Annotated in this window: 11 protein-coding genes; 4 read left to right on the forward strand and 7 right to left on the reverse strand. The window is 38.0% G+C overall.

The features are described from left to right. Positions 1 to 28: 28 nt before the first annotated feature. The 5 genes from folD to RHO12_04200 form a co-directional block, all read right to left on the reverse strand. On the reverse strand, positions 29 to 880 hold the full coding sequence (gene folD / locus RHO12_04180; protein ID WVD66981.1) for a bifunctional methylenetetrahydrofolate dehydrogenase/methenyltetrahydrofolate cyclohydrolase FolD: 852 nt from the start codon (positions 878 to 880) through the stop codon (positions 29 to 31). Positions 881 to 982: 102 nt separating this feature from the next. After that, on the reverse strand, positions 983 to 1732 hold the full coding sequence (locus RHO12_04185; GenBank protein WVD66982.1) for a hypothetical protein: 750 nt from the start codon (positions 1730 to 1732) through the stop codon (positions 983 to 985). 88 nt (positions 1733 to 1820) lie between these two features. After that, positions 1821 to 2513: a hypothetical protein gene (locus RHO12_04190; GenBank protein ID WVD66983.1), complete on the reverse strand. Its 693-nt coding sequence runs from the start codon at positions 2511 to 2513 to the stop codon at positions 1821 to 1823. Between the two features lie 10 nt (positions 2514 to 2523). Next, the gene (gene creC, locus RHO12_04195; GenBank protein ID WVD66984.1) at positions 2524 to 3999 is read right to left on the reverse strand and encodes a two-component system sensor histidine kinase CreC; all 1476 of its coding nucleotides are present in this window, start codon (positions 3997 to 3999) and stop codon (positions 2524 to 2526) included. A 595-nt stretch (positions 4000 to 4594) separates the two neighbouring features. Beyond that, complete coding sequence (locus RHO12_04200; GenBank protein WVD66985.1) at positions 4595 to 5962, reverse strand: cation:dicarboxylase symporter family transporter; 1368 nt, start codon at positions 5960 to 5962, stop codon at positions 4595 to 4597. 639 nt (positions 5963 to 6601) lie between these two features. On the opposite strand from RHO12_04200, the gene pssA reads away from it, so the two are divergent. The 4 genes from pssA (at position 6602) to RHO12_04220 (ending at position 11270) form a co-directional block, all read left to right on the forward strand. Continuing rightward, positions 6602 to 7957, forward strand: a complete 1356-nt coding sequence (gene pssA / locus RHO12_04205) for a CDP-diacylglycerol--serine O-phosphatidyltransferase (protein ID WVD66986.1) — start codon at positions 6602 to 6604, stop codon at positions 7955 to 7957. Between the two features lie 317 nt (positions 7958 to 8274). After that, on the forward strand, positions 8275 to 9534 hold the full coding sequence (locus tag RHO12_04210) for a Zn-dependent hydrolase (GenBank protein ID WVD66987.1): 1260 nt from the start codon (positions 8275 to 8277) through the stop codon (positions 9532 to 9534). Continuing rightward, positions 9535 to 10335, forward strand: a complete 801-nt coding sequence (locus RHO12_04215) for a dihydroorotate dehydrogenase electron transfer subunit (GenBank protein ID WVD66988.1) — start codon at positions 9535 to 9537, stop codon at positions 10333 to 10335. Beyond that, on the forward strand, positions 10332 to 11270 hold the full coding sequence (locus RHO12_04220) for a dihydroorotate dehydrogenase (GenBank protein ID WVD66989.1): 939 nt from the start codon (positions 10332 to 10334) through the stop codon (positions 11268 to 11270). Before RHO12_04215 ends, RHO12_04220 begins: the two co-directional genes overlap by 4 nt. Before the next feature lie 52 nt (positions 11271 to 11322). Here RHO12_04220 and RHO12_04225 read toward each other — a convergent pair whose 3' ends face one another. Together RHO12_04225 and RHO12_04230 are read right to left on the reverse strand one after the other, a co-directional pair. Beyond that, positions 11323 to 12717 carry an NAD-dependent succinate-semialdehyde dehydrogenase gene (locus tag RHO12_04225; GenBank protein WVD66990.1) on the reverse strand — a complete coding sequence of 465 codons (1395 nt, stop codon included), beginning with the start codon at positions 12715 to 12717 and terminating at the stop codon, positions 11323 to 11325. A 272-nt stretch (positions 12718 to 12989) separates the two neighbouring features. Further along, the gene (locus RHO12_04230) at positions 12990 to 14921 is read right to left on the reverse strand and encodes a U32 family peptidase (GenBank protein ID WVD66991.1); all 1932 of its coding nucleotides are present in this window, start codon (positions 14919 to 14921) and stop codon (positions 12990 to 12992) included. Positions 14922 to 15010: the final 89 nt, after the last annotated feature.

The raw sequence follows: 15010 nt of genomic DNA on the forward strand, positions 1-15010 counted from the left end.
TAAATTAAATTATATCGCTACATAAATATTACAAACTAAATCTTTCGCAAGCAACCAATGTATTTTGCATCAACATCGCAACGGTCATTGGACCGACGCCACCAGGAACTGGCGTAATAAAACTCGCGCGTTTTGCGGCCTCATCAAATTCTACATCACCAACCAGTTTGCCATCGTCTAATCGGTTAATCCCCACATCAATTACGATCGCACCGTCTTTTATCCATTCACCTTTAACAAAATTAGGGATACCAATACCCGCAACAACAATATCAGCACGTTTAACATGCTCAGCAAGATCAATAGTTTGGCTGTGCGTAATTGTCGTCGTACAGCCTAGTAGTAATAGCTCTAATGCCATCGGGCGACCAACAATACTCGAAGCACCAACAACAGTTGCATTTAAGCCTGATAATTTCACTCCCGTCGATTGTAACATTTTAACAATCCCATAAGGTGTGCACGGCCTTAAAATTGGTTCACGCTGCAGCAAACGACCGATATTAAAAGGGTGAAAACCATCGACATCTTTTTTCGGGTCGATTCGCTCTAATACTTTTGTTTTATCAATATTATCGGGTAACGGTAGCTGTACTAAAATTCCATCTACCTCTACTTGTTTGTTCAATTTATCGATTAAATCGAGCAACTGCTCGGTAGTCGAGGCTGCAAAATCATAAGCAAATGAAACAAAACCAATATCATCACAGGCTTTTTGTTTATTCTTAACATAAATTTTTGAAGCAGGATCGCTGCCTACTTGAATAACCGCAAGCCCAGGTGCCCTTAATCCCTCTTTTTTTCGTAACCATACTTTATTTGCGATCTCATCTCGAACTGTTTTAGAAATGGATTTGCCATCAATAATAGTTGCCGTCATCTATTTTACCTCTTGCCCTGGCACAAAGCGGGTATTTTCTCAAATGTTATAAATGATGTCTATCTATCACTCTCATTAATATGCAATTAAGTGTTAAGCTTACTAGGTAACGACTCGATGTTTTTTATCATAGAAATAAGCAACACTAATTTCAACTAAAGGGATCATTAATAAAATAGCCCAAACAATAATTAGCGGTAATAATAAGCTATTTACTGCAAGCAAAACATAAAAATAGATAATTTCAATCACCATCTCACCCGTTAATAGTGTCGAGAGCTTAATTTCAAATACTTTATTAACGAGTTGCCGTTTTATACCTGTTGTTGTCGATAGTTGTTCTTTCAATTTCGATTTAATGAACTTAATCCCTACTGGTGACTCAACTGCTCTTAGCATTATCTGTTGTATTTTTTGTTGATTTTGATCTGCCAATTTAAATTTAGTCACCATTGACTGCTTAATATCAACTATCACGTCATCAATTACATCATCTAAATTTTTAGAAGCATAAACTATTGCTTTAACATTGATATTAATATCAATATTTTGGTCAATAAACGATTGCGCAGCTGTTTGATAAATAGGCAATTTACTGATAACTTGATCACGCGCAGTGATGATAAAACCATAGCCACTACCAAATACTAAGCAAATAACAGGAATAAAAAAGTAATAGCTGCGCGCAATATACTTCTGTACACAATAGCGTCGACTAACTAATACCACTTTACGAAATAAAATAAGTACAATTAATGCAAGGATAAAACTAAATAATCCAAATTTAATTCCACCCCAAATAACACTTAGCACATTGAAATATTGAGAAAAAAGAGCATAATATTCACTCATGAGCTGTCCTTTACTCGGTTTTTAAGTGAAAAATAGTTACCAATAATGAGTGAGATTCAATACTTAAAGCTAATTTTTGCATATTAGTTTACAACGTCACTGCGCTCATTAAATGATTATACTTATCATCGATATCAGTAATCAATGTGCACACATCATCATCAAATGATTTTAACAACGTTTTTTGTTGTTTCCATTCCTGCTTGGCAATTTTTTTGATTGCAGAGTAATTTTTAAAAACATTAAAACTAAAAATACTATCACTAATTATTTTATAAAATACCTTTTTACCGATTGCCTCACCCTCTTTTTTTAAATTATTAAACGGTTTGTAGTAGAAGTAAGTAACATCATTTTTTGTCGTAATAGCATGACTTAATAGCTCGGTAAGCTGTGCATATAAGCTATTTAGATTTTTTAGCAATCCACTATCGTTACCTAGCCTTTCGTTGATCGCCTTTTCAAAGACAGATCTAACACCGCCTAGCTCTCTATACGCTTGCTGTTCAAAATTAGGTAATTGCCATCGCAAGTAAGCCTGAAATTCCTTTGCTTCTATTTTCGTAGCCGCTTTAACATTAACGGTATGATTATTTAGCACCATCGAACCATCATTGTTAATAGCTAACCTTGTTGTTGGATTAGTAATCAAGACCGACTCATTATCAACAATGATATCGTATGAAGGTTTAACTAAGCATTCTTTCGTTTTTGCTGATATAGCTTGCACACAAAATAAATTTACGACAAAAATCGACAGTAATAAACTTTTTCTTATCATCACAATAATCCTACTGGTTAGGATGAATTTTAATCATAAAAATTGCCACAGCACCTTGACCATCAGTTCGATTTACAACACTAATTTCACCGTTATGCACAATAGCAACTTCTTTGACAAAAGATAATCCTAGCCCACTACTTTTACCTTTATTTGGTCTCGGTAATGAATAAAATCGTTCATAAATTCGATTAATCGCATACTCAGGAATACCTCTACCATTATCTTTTATTTCAACTGAGTAATAATTACCTTTAACCATTGCATTTAGTTCAATTTTACCGCCTACGGGAGTGAAATCCAACGCATTACTAAATAAATTAGTCAACGCTTGAATAAGTAAAAATTTATCTCCCGAAATAATAATTTCATCATTTTTATGAACGACAAGCTCGATACCTCGTGATTGAGCTTCAACAGTTTGACTTTCAATAACTTGGCTAATAATCTCACGCATATTTAACGACTGAAAATTAACACCCACTCGGCTTTCTAATCGAGCGAGTTGTAACATTCGTTCAATAAGGATACTCATACGTTCAGTTTGTTGATCGATATTTGACAAAAAGCGACTCTGCGTTTTTTGAGTTTTATCCAATTCATTGACACTTTGGGGTAACTTATCATTAGTGTTTTGTAATATTTCAGTTGCTGCTCGAATCGATGATAATGGGCTTTTTAATTCATGGGCAAGCGTGTGAACATATTTTTCAATATAATCTTTACCATCAAGTTTTAAACGCATGTCTTCTAGTGCATTCGCTAATGTTTTAAGCTCTGCTGATGCAAGCTTAGGTAAAGCGACATTTTGACGATTAGATACTTGACTAGCATAGTTTACTAATTTTTTAATTGAATAATTAACCCAAGAAATAATAAACACACCAATAGCAAGAGCGACAAAGATTAAAATCATACCACCTAATAAAATGTGCTGTTCGCCTCGGTCAATAATTGAGGACATCGATTGGTTTGGTTTAGAAACGGTAAGAACACCGATAAGATCGCCGTCAACTTTTATTGGTGCAGCAACATACATCACTGAACTTGTCGCATCATCGGGATCGGTGTTAGTAACACGTGCGCCATACTTACCTTGTAGCGTAAGGTAGACATCGTTCCAACGAGAATAATCTTTCCCTTCATCACGCTTATCTGAGTCAAAAACCACAATACCTTTTTTATCAGTAATATAAACGCGATAGGTCATTTTATTTTTAATCATGCCATTGATATTTGCTTCAATAAGCGATTTATGACTATTATCAGTCAATACTTGGACGACTGAACTACGTTGAACTTCATCGATACTCGCTAAATCCTGGGCGACAATGCTTGCTAAAAGAGAAGCGGTATCAATTAACATCTCTTCTGTTGCATGTCGAACCGTTGGTTTTACCTCTTTCAAAAAAACAGTAAAAACCAAATAGCATGCTAAAATAGCAACCAACACATAACCTAATAATAGTTGTAAACCAATACGCATATATAAAGCCTTATTAAATACTTAAAGAATATTCCACTCCCCGATATATAACTAATATCGGTTACTCGTAAGCCAGATTAATTGGTTCTAATTATTAATATAAGAATCAATTTTCCCGCTCTATTAAGTGTAAATTATCCAGCCATACTTGCTCCATCGTTTGAACTAATGAAAAATATGAATTTGGCAATAAATAGAAGTTTCCAATAAAAAATACTCATAACCAGTAATGATTTAATACGTTATTGCAATAAAATAAATGCATCATATTTATCAAATAAAATGACCCAAGGTTAAAATATTTTATATTATTGTTTATTTGGACAAGCGTATAAATAACATACCTATAGTGATTGCTTGATATGCAACGCTCCAAATACTTAGTATTATATATTCAAAACCTTACTGTCGTTATGTTGCCTATATTATATACTAAAGTTAATGGAACAGGTACTTTATTACATTGATAATTAATAATTATTAAAATAGCTAATTGATATTTAACCATATAAATAAATATACACTTAAATAATCACTATCGATAATTTATCTAAAACGAGCCAGTATGGTCAAAATACTGGCTCGTGATTTTGTTTTACTCTTCCTCTATTTGCGATTTATCGGTCTGTTGTAAAAGATGACTTGTCACAATCCCTGCTGTCATTGAACCGCTGACATTCAATGCTGTTCGTCCCATATCAATAATCGGCTCAATTGAAATCAATAACGCGACAATTTCAATAGGTAAACCAACCATAGGTAGAACGATCAACGCAGCGTAAGTTGCACCGCCACCGACACCTGCAACACCAATAGAGCTAATGGTGACAATAAAAACGAGCATAACCATAAAATGTAAACTTAATTCAACCCCAACTGTTGGGGCAACCATCATCGCTAACATCGCAGGATAAATCCCCGCACAGCCATTTTGCCCGATTGTTGCGCCAAAAGAGGCCGAAAAACTCGCTATACTATTTGCGACACCAAAACGCTTTTCTTGGGTTTGAATATTCATTGGAATCGATGCGGCGCTTGAGCGGCTGGTAAAAGCAAAAGCCATCATCGGCATAATCTTTTTAAAATAGCTAAAAAATGACTCACCGGACAAGGTAACCAACACACCATGAACCACAAACATAATCGCTAACGCCACATATGAAGCGATAATAAACAAACCGAGTGAAACAATACTCCGCGCATCGGATGTCGCTGACATTTTAATCATTAACGCAAAAACACCATAAGGCGTTAATTGAATAACCAGTCTAACTAATTTCATCACCCACAGTTGAATTATGTCGATACCCGCTAATAGCTTATTGCCCTGCTCTGGATTATCTTTAACTAATTTGAGCGCGGCAATCCCCAGAAAAACAGAAAAAATGACCACACCAATAATAGATGTCTGCCTTAAACCTGCGAGATCTTGAAACGGATTACTCGGTAAAAACGCTAAAATCATATCAGGTGCACTTAAGTTAGCTAAGGTACCATTTTGGATCTCTTGCAGCTTTACTGCCCTTGCTTGTTCTTGTACGCCAGAGGCGAGTCCTTCCGCTGAAAGACCAAATACTAATGAAATAACTATCGCCACAATCGCGGCAATCATAGTTGTCAGCAATAAAATCGAGATAACCGAGATGCTCGTTTTGCCTAAAGATGAAGCATTATGTAATTTTGCTACTGCACTTAAAATTGACATCAAAATTAATGGCATCACCACCATTTGCAATAATTTCACATAGCCATTACCCACAATATTAAACCAGGCAACTGATCTCGTGATAATCTCAGAATCGCTTCCGCCATAAATTAACTGCAAAGCGATGCCAAATAACACACCAATAATTAATGCAATAAAAACGTTACGCGATAAACTCCAATTTTTAAAGTGAACATGGCAATAAACTAGTCCCATTAAGCAGATTAAAAATACAATAAGATTTAAATAAATAAACATTAACATTCCTAAATAGTAAAACAGTTAATAAGGCTATTTTAACAAAAGCGCTCAAACTTAATTATAGTGAAAAAGCATATCGTTATAAGAAAATAGAATAACTAAATAAAACAGTCTCATTTTACCTCTGATTACGCTTAGTTTATTGATAAGCAAGTGATGCTAACTGGCGTAATCAGATGTATATAAATGTCAGCCAAACTAAAAAGCCATGCCGATGGCGAATATCTTAGATTTATAACATCTAACAGCAGATTACTAAATGATAAAAGACAAAATATAGTATAAATATCAAAAATAGCATCGTTAAAATATTGTTTTAAACCTAAATACACCATAAATAAATCAGTTTTGCGATCTAGATCTCAAAATAGCCTTGATTCCAATATCATTAAAAATTCGATGTGATTACCCTACAAACAGGCTGTTCAACAAGGATTTGGCATTTATACAAAACGCATAAATCCTTACTGTAAATAGTAATAATGATACTTATAACCCAGTCTTTATTATCTAAAAAGATAATTTATTTCATATAGTTAACCTTGTTTAATAGACAATTTATTAGCAATATACCCAAATGATAAAATATGCTATGATTCGCATATTTTATGAATGCGTAAAACCGTGAAGTCTATTATGCAAATCCCATTTATTAAATATAATCATCAAAAGTATCTTGATGAACTAGCGAAAATAGAGCAATCGGCTGATGATTATCAGGTGTTGTATACACCTAAAGAATACCGTTTAGCTCTATTACAATCGATTAAAAACGCAACTCAGCGTATTTATATTATTGCCCTTTATCTCGAGCGGGATGAAGCGGGTAAAGAGATCTTACAAGCGATTTATGATGCTAAAACTAGTAAGCCTAATCTTGATGTTAAAATTTTTGTCGATTGGCACCGTGCACAACGTGGCCGCATGGGCGAAGAAAAACAACAAACTAACGCTGACTTTTATCATCAAATGAAATTAACCCATCCAGAGGTTGATATTCAGATATATGGCGTGCCCGTTAATCGCCGTGAAGTACTCGGTGTCTTGCATCTTAAAGGCAGCATTATTGATGACACGCTACTTTATAGCGGTGCGAGTATTAATAACGTTTATTTGCATAAGTTGGATAAATACCGTTATGACCGATACCATCTTATTACCAATAAAACCTTAGCTGATAGCATGGTTAGTTATATTGATGACAATTTTTTACCTTTTGATGGTGTGCAACGACTCGATCAACCTGAACATAAAACACGTAAGCAACTTAAGCTTGAAATTAAAGCCTTACGTCAACACCTTACACAAGCTAATTACCAGTTTGACGGCAATATAGATAATAATACTCTAAGCGTCACGCCAATTGCAGGCTTAGGTAAGGGCAATCCGCTGAATCAAGTCATTCACCACCTTATTAGCCAAGCTAAAGAAAAAGTCATATTTTGTACCCCTTACTTCAATTTACCGCCAATTATTATTAAAGACATTATTAGACAACTTCGAAAAGGCAAAAAAATTGAGATTATTATTGGTGACAAAACCGCTAATGACTTCTATATTCCCGAAGATGAGCCATTCAATATCATCGGTGGTTTACCTTATCTATATGAAATTAATTTGCGTAAATTTGTTGAAAGACTACAAGAGTTTGTCGATAAAGAACAATTAATTATTCGTTTATGGAAAGATGAAGAGCACAGCTATCACCTGAAAGGTATTTGGGTTGATGATAACTGGGTATTAAACACCGGCAACAATATCAATCCAAGAGCTTGGCGACTCGACCTTGAAAATGGAATTTTAGTCCATGATCCTAATGGTATACTGCGCGAAAAATTTACTGAAGAGCTCAACACCATTAGGCAAAAAACCCAATTGATTAATCACTTTCAACTTATTCAGGCAAGCCAATTTTACCCTAAACAGGTACATAAATTAATTAATCGCCTGAGGCGTATTAAGATCGATAAAATTATTAAACGCTTGTTGTGATCGCACAAAAATAGCTAACCTAACAGTAAATATTTTGCCATTAGCTGTTAGGTTTTCAGCATTAAAACCCTTTGATAAACAGTGAAAATTGCTTTTCACTATCATGACCATATATTCCTTATCTCATTGTAAGGTAATAGGCAAAAATCCAAAAAATGAGATGATTATAACATTATCGCTAATATCATCATTTCTTATCTCCATTTAATACATTGATATAAAACAATTTTTCATTTAACCGAAAATTTGAAAATGCACATCATTTTGTTATAATCCTATTTTTGAGACACCTTATTGCTCGATGCTCAGATAATAATATGCATATAAAAAAACCATTATCCTTTGATAAGCTACTATCAACGATTGAAAAATTAGCCGCCTATAGTGAAACCAATATCGCTGATGGTGTGACGCGTCTTGCCTATAGCCAAAATGACGAGCTTGCTCATCAATATATTATTAAGCTCGCGCAGCAATATGGTCTCGATTGCCAACAAGATATCGTAGGTAACGTATTTATCACCTTACCGGGTCAAGACCCTAGCTTGCCGGCAATTGCGACCGGCTCACATCTTGATAGCGTGCCAAATGGTGGCAAATATGATGGTATTTTAGGTGTTATGGCTGGCTTATACTCATTAACGCAGTTTCAACCTAAACAATTAACGCGTTCATTAACATTAATTATCTTTCGCTGCGAAGAGTCGAGCCGCTTTGGGATTTCTTGTCTTGGCAGCAAAATATTAACCGGCAACATTGACCCGCAGAAATGGCACGAAACCAAGGATAACCACGGTAAAACACTCTACCAAGCGATTGATGAAGCCGGTTATCAAAGTGCCAAACTTGAGCAAGCAGAACTGGCCAATGATGCCTATGGTGCTTTTGTTGAATTACATATTGAGCAAGGAAAATGCCTTGAAGCGGCAAACAAAGCCATAGGGGTCGTAAATGGTATCGCGGCGCCAACACGTTTTCGGGTTGACGTCTATGGTCAAGCGGATCACTCTGGTGCAACGCCCATGTCACAACGGCAAGATGCGCTAGTGAGTGCGGCAACAATCATTACAACACTAAATAGCCTTGCTAACCACGAAGCGCAGTTAGGCACGGTTGCAACAGTCGGTAAACTCAATGTTTATCCTAATGCGATCAATGTGATCCCCGGTCACGTACGCTTTTATATCGATATTCGAGGAATTGAACTCGATAGCATTAACCGCGTCGTACAAGGTTTACAACAGCTAATTGCGCAAATAATGGCAAGCCAACCGATCACAATTACACTCGATAGCTTATCACAAGAACATCCCGTTAAATTGAATCCACGCCTTTGCCAAACTATCAGCCAACTATGTAGTGAACAGCATATTGAGTATTTAGATATGCTAAGTGGCGCGGGTCATGATGCGATGTATATGGCACAAAAGTACCCTACTGCTATGATTTTTATCCCATCTAAAGCCGGAATTAGCCATCATAAAGATGAATTTAGTTCGCCTGATGACATTATCTTAGGGGCAACGCTATTAACTAAGACGCTAGAAAAATTAGCCAATCAAAAAGAGAATAATTAAATGACTGCAATTGATAGCCGATCCACCATCATTAGTAACCAATGGGTTAACGATGAGTACAAGCATATGATAGTGCAAATTGATGAAAAAGCCGCCAATGTTCAACCTGGCCAATTTTTTAACTTACTTTGCCCACAGACCGAATCGGATAAACCATTTTTTCGCCGGCCGATGAGCACTTACTTGGCCAACAGCCAAACAGGCCAAGTTGAATTTTTGTATAAAGTCACCGGCAGCGGAACGCGCACGCTTGCTGAATTAAAAGCAAATGATAAGTTATCGGTGCTAGGGCCATTAGGCAAAGGATTTAATTTAAAGGCCCATTACCAGCATATCTTAGTTGTCGGCCGTGGCGTTGGTTTAGCCACACTGGCTCCACTTGCTGAAGCGGCAGCTGACAAAAACATTATGGTAACCGCGCTGCTCAGTGCCAGAAACCGTAACAGCTTAATGTCCCAAACGCGCTTTTTAAATGTGAATGCTAACGTCATTGAAGTTATTGATACTGACGATTCAAGTCGGATTGAAAATGTTGAAGCGATTATTCTAGCAGAGCATCAAAAGCGCCCTATTGATGCCGTATTTACCTGTGGCTCAACCCGATTGACCAAACTACTACAACAGCTAGCCATTAAGCATAATATTGACGGTGAAGTCGCGCTTGAACAACATATGGCTTGCGGTATTGGCATGTGCCACTGCTGCGTCAAAGCCTTTAATATTCAAGGTAAAAATGCACCTCGCAGTAAGCGAGTGTGCATTGATGGGCCGGTGTTTGATATAAAGGAGTTTATGCCATGAGTGATCTATCTGTCGATATTAACGGCGTAATCTTACATAACCCGATCATGCCAGCATCAGGAACGTTTGATAAAGAGTTAGCTGCTATCATCGATTTTAACCAACTCGGGGCGATCGTCACAAAAACCTTTACCGCCGATAAACGTAGTGGTAACCCTGTACCAAGGGCCTGTGAATTACCTAATGCGATGCTCAATGCCATCGGCATCCCCAGTAAAGGGGTTAACCACTATATAGAACACAGCGTTCCCTATTACCGGCAATATACCCCACCCTTAATTACCAGCATTTCAGCCAATACCGCCACTGACTTTGGCTTATTAGCAGCAAAGCTTGATAAGGTAGCAGGTATTACCGCAATTGAAGCCAATATTTCTTGTCCAAACATTGATGCTCACGGCAAAGCCTTTGCAATGGAAGCCGATTCAACCGCTCATGTGGTCAACGCATTACGTAAAGCAACCAAGTTACCCCTCTGGGTAAAATTGACGCCAAATACGGGGGATATTATTAGTGTCGCCAAAGCAGCGCAAGATCATGGCGCTGATGCAGTGATTGTCGGTAATACCGTACTTGGCATGGCAATCGATATTACCACTCGTCGGCCTAAACTTGGCAATATTATGGGTGGATTATCTGGACCAGCCATCAAACCGATAATGCTCCGCATGGTATACCAATGTTACAAACATATTACGATTCCAATCATTGGCTGTGGTGGCATAACAACGGTTGACGATGTAATCGAATACTTTTTAGCGGGGTCGTCTGCCGTGCAAATCGGCACCGCAAACTTTATTGAACCGTCAATAATGATAACACTTATTGATGACTTGCACGCCTATTGTCAGGCGAATAAGATAGCGTGCTTACGCGATCTAACGGGCGCGCTCATTGATGAAAAATTTACTACGCTAGATGCGCTACCCTATTAACCTAGTAGACTGACAAAAGTGATAGGGATTGGCTCCCTATCAACCTCAAACATTAATACGCCGCATCAGGTGTTGTTACCCGAATTAACTTAGGATTAACAAATTCATGAATACCCGCTTCGGCTTGTTCCCGTCCATAACCCGAAGCTTTGGTTCCCCCAAATGGCAGCTCAGGGGCAATGCCGGTGGTATGATTGATATAAACCATACCGGTAATAATTTGACGAGCGACACGAATGGCTTCTTTTTCATCTTTGCCAAATACCGATCCGCCTAAACCAAACTCAGTTGCATTGGCGATTTTAATTGCTTCATCAATGCTTTGTACCACATAAATACAAAGTACAGGGCCAAAAATCTCTTCGGAATAGGCTTTCATATTTGGCTTTATATCGGTTAATATCGTCGGTTGCATAAATGCGCCCTCTCGCGCTAGGCGTTTACCACCCAGTACCAGTTTAGCCCCTTCAGTTACCGCCAATTCGACTTGTTTAATCACTTTTTGCACCGCTTTTTCACTGTTAAGTGGCGCCAATTGCGTGTTAGGATCGAGCGGATCGCCAACCACAATATTTTGGTAAAGTGACTTCGCTTTCTCGATAAACTCGTCCGCCACTGATTGTAAAACGATAATACGTTTTGGCGACACACAGACTTGGCCGGCATTAAATAATCGCCCTAATGCCGCCGTTTGCACCGCTAAATCAAGATCGGCATCAGCAAGAACAATAAAGGGATCACTGCCGCCAAGCTCTAATGTTGATTTTTTTACACAACTTGCCGCTGCCGATGCAAAACTTGCACCTGCAGGTTTACTACCGGTTAATGAAGCGCCTTTTACTCGAGGATCGGTGACTAATTCAGATACTTTCGAGCCTGAGATAAACAAATTGGTATAAACACCTTCTGGTGCACCGGCTTCACGCAGGATCTTCTCCATTATGTCAGCACATTGTGGAACATTTGAAGCATGTTTTAAAACGACCGTATTACCGGCCATAATATTAGCGGCAGCGGTACGGGTAATTTGATAGAAAGGGAAATTCCAAGGTTGAACGGTAAGTAAAACGCCGATTGAATCATACGTTAAAAATGCTTTGCCATATTTAACGGGAATTGGTTTATCGGCCAATAAGTTGGCACCTTCATTGGCATAGTAATCAAAAATATCCGCGCAAAGTTCAACTTCCGCTATCCCTTCACGCAGCAGCTTACCCATCTCAATGGTACATAACTTGGCAAGCGACTGTTTTCGTTCGCGTAAAATAGTCGCTGCGTTATGCAGTACCTGTGCTCGCTCGGGGAATGATGTTTTATGCCAAGATTGGTAAGCATCATCGGCTTTTGCAAACAATGCATCAATTTGCGCCATGGTCATTTCAGCATAGATTTTTTCAACTTTATTGGTGGTAGGGTTAACAGTTTTGATCGGTGATTCATTACTCATTTTCATACTCCATTGTGACGTTGTATACGATGCCAGGTATCAGCAGCAATGCTTGCTGATAACACGACAAGACATTGCCAATAATTGTTTTAAAAAATGGTTTTAAAAAATAGTTTAGAAAAAATCATATCAAAAAATATTCAATATATATAACAGCATACATGAATTATGCCAAAATAAAAATCGGTTATCACTATCGTAGTAAGGTTATTAATAACCGAATTTATTAACGGGAATCGCGTATATTGCGAGCGGAAGTCAAAGCGATAAAATTAATTTTTCTCTAAAAAAATAATCTCACTGCCTGCTAATGGCATTTTTAATACATGGGACTTAATTTTACCCCATACCTGCATTTCACAGGCTTTACAGTTAAATTTTAAGATCAGCTCTTCATTGTTATGCACCAGCTTCATCGGGGTCACTTTGGTTTTGACCCCTTGCACACCTTTGGCTTGTTTAGGGCAAAGATTAAAGGCAAAGCGCAGGCAATGCTTAGTGATCATCAGTGGTGCATCATCTTTTACATCATGGCTTTCATAGGCATTATCAATCAGCTCAACACCATGCTGTAAATAAAACTGGCGCGCTTTATGATTATAGACATTGGCCAAAAAGCTCAACTGCGTTTCAGGGTAAATCGGCGCAGGGCTAACTTCTGGCTTACGTACTCGGCGTGAATAATCGGCAATGCGTTGCTCGGTCAGTAAATCGATGACCTCACGGCGCAGCTGATTAAGCTGACTACTTGGCACAAAATAGACGGGATTTAGCGCAATTTCAATCGATGTCGCGTAATAGATAGTTTGGCCTAATTTGGCCAAACTATCTTGAAGATTTTTAGCGGCTTTATCGGCTTGCTCTGCCAAATCAAAATCGGCGATTAACGTTTGACGTACTTCGCTCCCCTCTTCACTTTTGGCGATCAGTTCGATTCCACCGACACAATTACGCAACAAAAATGAGACGCCAATACGTCGTTGACTCGACTCTTTTAATAAACTTTGTTGCCAAACATGATCTAAATTACGGTTAATTAGACAAGGCAGCTTGACGGTTAACAGTGATTTAGGTAACTCATTAGGCAAAACCCGATACATATCTGCCGCTAACTTTTCGACTTTATCGGCTCTAAAGCCAACCACCTCACGTTTAACTAAAATATTAAGCCCATCACCATTTGCCAAAGCCAGTTTAGTTTTAATATCGACTGCTTTATCGGTCACTTTTACGATTTCGCCAATTTGTAACCCCACAAATTTTGGCGAATCAAACGCACCGATATCGGCCTTACGCCCATGCACAAAATAGTCGGTGCTCCCACGGTGAAACGTGCGATTTGCATCAGGGGTAAAAAAGTATTCAGTTTTGCCACTTGATGCGCGGCCTAAATCCGGTCGCTGTAGTAAAATTTTATCCAATTTTTGCCGATAAAAAGCAGTAATATTTTTAACATAGCTCAGATCTTTGTAACGCCCTTCTATTTTAAAAGAGCGAACGCCAGCCGCCACTAATTCAGCAAGATTATCTGACTGATTATTATCTTTCATCGACAACAGATGCTTTTCATAAGCAACCACCCGCCCTTGATCGTCTTTTAAGGTGAACGGTAAACGACAGGCTTGTGAACAATCACCGCGGTTGGCACTACGACCGGTTTGGGCATGTGAAATATAGCACTGGCCAGAGAACGCCACACAAAGTGCACCGTGAATAAAATACTCAATATTGGCATCGGTTTGCTGCTTAATTAACGAAATCTCATGCAAATCAAGTTCACGCGCCAACACGATTTGCGAAAAACCGACGTCGGCTAAAAATTTGGCCTTTTCAGGCGTGCGAATATCCATCTGAGTACTCGCGTGCAGATCAATCGGTGGAATATCTAAGGCTAAAATGCCCATATCTTGCACAATTAATGCATCAACACCGGCATCATAAAGCTGATAAATCAGCTGACGTGCGGGCGCCAGTTCATTGTCATGCAAAATGGTATTTAAAGTCACAAATATTTTAGCGCGATAAAGACGGGCAAACTGAACTAATTTGGCAATATCATGGAGCGAATTACCGGCATTATGACGAGCACCAAAACTAGGCCCACCAATATAAACCGCATCGGCACCATGCAAAATAGCCTGTTTAGCTATTGCAATATCTTTAGCGGGACTAAGTAATTCGAGCTGATTATGTAATAAAGTCATTAGTGATTCACTGATAAAAAAAACTCAGCGATTATACCCGTTTTTTAACTTAATTAGCATTATTTCTTGCGGTTTTTCGATTAAACGTT

It is taken from the genome of Orbaceae bacterium lpD02, assembly GCA_036251875.1.
Classification (GTDB): Bacteria; Pseudomonadota; Gammaproteobacteria; order Enterobacterales; family Orbaceae; genus Orbus; species Orbus sturtevantii.

Excerpts from the sequence above, each read along its gene's own strand:
- folD (WVD66981.1), bottom strand. The coding sequence starts at position 880 with ATGACGGCAACTATTATTGATGGCAAATCCATTTCTAAAACAGTTCGA.
- RHO12_04185 (WVD66982.1), bottom strand. The coding sequence starts at position 1,732 with ATGAGTGAATATTATGCTCTTTTTTCTCAATATTTCAATGTGCTAAGT.
- RHO12_04190 (WVD66983.1), bottom strand. The coding sequence starts at position 2,513 with ATGATAAGAAAAAGTTTATTACTGTCGATTTTTGTCGTAAATTTATTT.
- creC (WVD66984.1), bottom strand. The coding sequence starts at position 3,999 with ATGCGTATTGGTTTACAACTATTATTAGGTTATGTGTTGGTTGCTATT.
- RHO12_04200 (WVD66985.1), bottom strand. The coding sequence starts at position 5,962 with ATGTTTATTTATTTAAATCTTATTGTATTTTTAATCTGCTTAATGGGA.
- pssA (WVD66986.1), top strand. The coding sequence starts at position 6,602 with ATGCAAATCCCATTTATTAAATATAATCATCAAAAGTATCTTGATGAA.
- RHO12_04210 (WVD66987.1), top strand. The coding sequence starts at position 8,275 with ATGCATATAAAAAAACCATTATCCTTTGATAAGCTACTATCAACGATT.
- RHO12_04215 (WVD66988.1), top strand. The coding sequence starts at position 9,535 with ATGACTGCAATTGATAGCCGATCCACCATCATTAGTAACCAATGGGTT.
- RHO12_04220 (WVD66989.1), top strand. The coding sequence starts at position 10,332 with ATGAGTGATCTATCTGTCGATATTAACGGCGTAATCTTACATAACCCG.
- RHO12_04225 (WVD66990.1), bottom strand. The coding sequence starts at position 12,717 with ATGAGTAATGAATCACCGATCAAAACTGTTAACCCTACCACCAATAAA.
- RHO12_04230 (WVD66991.1), bottom strand. The coding sequence starts at position 14,921 with ATGACTTTATTACATAATCAGCTCGAATTACTTAGTCCCGCTAAAGAT.